Raw genomic sequence first — 2,771 nt, forward strand, 5'->3', positions numbered from 1 at the left:
GTGTTGCGTGCCGGTGTGACCTTCAAGTACACCGCCACCGGCCCGCAGGGTTTGCTGACCGGCAAGCGCGCTATTGTGCTGACCGCACGCGGTGGCATCCACACCGGCGCCAGCTCCGACCATCAGGAGCCGTACCTGCGCCAGGTCATGGCCTTTATCGGGATTCATGACGTCACCTTCATTCATGCCGAAGGCGTGAACTTGAGCGGTGACTTCCAGGAGAAGGGCATCAACCACGCCAAAGCGCTGCTGGCACAGGTCGCCTGACGTTTTAATCGTCACATAATCGCGTGGTGTTTATATCGCTCCACGCAAACCCTTCAAGTACGCGTATCGAACCTCCCTTTGCACTTGTTGCTCCTGAGTGCTCCTGCCCGACTGCCGCTTTAGCGAGGTCGGGTTTTTTTTGCCTTGAGTTTCAGTAAACGGCGAAAACCTTTAATGTCCCGCCCATTCGAAACGAGGCGCGCATGGGCTACTTACTGGTTGTCACCCTGATTCAGGCATTTTCCTTCAGCTTGATCGGCGAATACCTCGCCGGTCACGTCGACAGCTACTTCGCCGTGCTGGTGCGCGTGGTGTTGGCCGGGCTGATCTTCATCCCGCTGACCCGCTGGCGTTCGGTGGCAGCTCCCTTCATGCGCGGCATGTTGCTGATCGGTGCGCTGCAGTTCGGCGTGACCTATGTATGCCTTTACTTGAGCTTTCGCGTACTTACGGTGCCGGAGGTGTTGCTGTTCACCATCCTCACGCCGTTGCACGTGACCCTGATCGAAGACGCGCTTAACCGCCGATTCAACCCTTGGGCGCTGATTGCTGCGCTGGTGGCCGTGGGCGGCGCGGCGGTGATTCGCTTCGACCAGATCACGCCGAACTTCCTGATGGGCTTCTTGCTGCTGCAACTGGCCAACTTCACCTACGCCGCCGGGCAGGTGATGTACAAGCACCTGGTGGCGCGTTATCCGAGCGACCTGCCGCACTACCGGCGCTTCGGCTACTTCTACCTGGGCGCCTTGATCGTGGTGTTGCCGGCGTTTTTGCTGTTCGGAAAAACCAACTTTTTGCCCGAAGCGCCGCTGCAATGGGGCGTGCTGGTGTTCCTTGGGCTGGTCAGCACTGCGCTGGGCATGTACTGGTGGAACAAAGGCGCCTGCCTGGTCAACGGCGGTACATTGGCGGTGATGAACAACCTGCATGTGCCGGTGGGGTTGTTGCTGAACCTGCTGATCTGGAATCAGCACGAGCCGCTGGGGCGCTTGGCGTTGGGAGGTTTGGTGATTCTGGGGGCGGTGTGGATCAGTCGCTTGGGTGTGCGCAAGGTGCCGGTCATAAGCTGATCCAGATGTGGGAGCGGCCCGCGATAGGGGGTGTCAGTCGGCAAATATTTCGACTGATACACCGCTATCGCGGGCAAGCCCGCTCCCACAGGGAATGGATGGCGTTAGGCAGATTCGTTTTCCAGGGCTGGCAAATGGCTGGCCCCCAACACCGCCGGCACCATCCCCGCGCGCAAATCATTGCCACTCGGCTGCTGATACAGGCTCAAGCCAAACTCCGGCAACACCGCCAGCAAATAATCAAAGATATCGCCCTGGATGCGCTCGTAATCGGCCCACGCCGTGGTGCGGGTGAAGCAGTAGATTTCCAGCGGCACGCCTTGGGCGGTGGTTTGCATCTGGCGCACCATGCAGGTCATGTTCGGCTGGATGTCCGGGTGGCTTTTCAGGTACGCCAGGGCGTAGGCGCGGAAGGTGCCGAGGTTGGTCATGCGGCGGCGGTTGGCCGACAGTTGCGCACTATGGCCCTGAGCTGCGTTCCAGGCCTTGAGTTCGGCCTGCTTGCGGCTGATGTAGTCGGTGAGCAGGTGTACCTGGGTCATGCGCACTTCTTCGTCGTCGCGCAAAAAGCGCACGCCGCTGGCGTCGATATACAGGCTGCGTTTGATGCGGCGCCCGCCGGAAGCCTGCATGCCGCGCCAGTTTTTGAACGACTCGGACATCAGGCGCCAAGTGGGGATCGAGACAATGGTTTTGTCGAAGTTCTGCACCTTGACCGTGTGCAGGGTGATATCCACCACGTCACCGTCGGCGCCGACCTGAGGCATCTCGATCCAGTCGCCGACCCGCAGCATGTCGTTGCTGGTCAGCTGCACGCTGGCCACAAACGACAGCAGCGTGTCCTTGTACACCAACAAAATCACCGCTGACATTGCACCCAGACCCGAGAGCAGCAACAGCGGCGAACGGTCGATCAAGGTGGCGACGATGATGATCGCGGCGAACACGAACAGCACCATCTTTGCCAACTGTACATAGCCCTTGATCGAGCGGGTGCGGGCATGTTCGGTGCGCGCGTAGATATCCAGCAAGGCGTTGAGCAGGGCGCTCACGGCCAGCGTCATGAACAGGATGGTGAACGCCAGCGCCACATTGCCGATAAACAGAGTGGCGGTCTTGCTCAGGTCGGGTACCAGGTACAGGCCGAACTGGATCACCAGCGAGGGCGTCATTTGCGCCAGGCGGTGGAAGACTTTGTTATGCCGCAGGTCATTGAGCCAGTGCAGCGCCGGTTGCCGGCCGAGCAGTTTGACGGCGTGGAGGATGAGGTAGCGTGCTACCCGTCCGACCAATAGGGCGACTACCAGCAATATCAGCAAACCCAGGCTGGCATGCAGCAGCGGGTGTTCATCGAGGGCGCCCCAAAGGTCTTGGACGTTGAGCCAGAGCTGTTTGATATCCATGGGTAAAACCGATTCTTCTGTAAGACAACAC

Annotated in this window: 3 protein-coding genes; 2 read left to right on the forward strand and 1 reads right to left on the reverse strand. The window is 59.8% G+C overall.

What is annotated here, in order from left to right:
* A partial coding sequence (locus tag FEM54_RS29815) for an NAD(P)H-dependent oxidoreductase (protein ID WP_171045937.1) occupies positions 1-267 on the forward strand: 267 nt, incomplete at its 5' end.
* Positions 268-470: 203 nt separating this feature from the next.
* A complete protein-coding gene (locus FEM54_RS29820) occupies positions 471-1,337 on the forward strand; it encodes a carboxylate/amino acid/amine transporter (RefSeq protein ID WP_138453986.1) in 867 nt (288 codons plus the stop codon).
* 104 nt (positions 1,338-1,441) lie between these two features.
* On the opposite strand, the gene FEM54_RS29825 is transcribed toward FEM54_RS29820, so the two are convergent.
* Positions 1,442-2,740 carry a mechanosensitive ion channel family protein gene (locus FEM54_RS29825; protein ID WP_138453987.1) on the reverse strand — a complete coding sequence of 433 codons (1,299 nt, stop codon included), beginning with the start codon at positions 2,738-2,740 and terminating at the stop codon, positions 1,442-1,444.
* Positions 2,741-2,771 lie beyond the last annotated feature (31 nt).

The organism is Pseudomonas edaphica, assembly GCF_005863185.1.
Lineage (GTDB): Bacteria > Pseudomonadota > Gammaproteobacteria > Pseudomonadales > Pseudomonadaceae > Aquipseudomonas > Aquipseudomonas edaphica.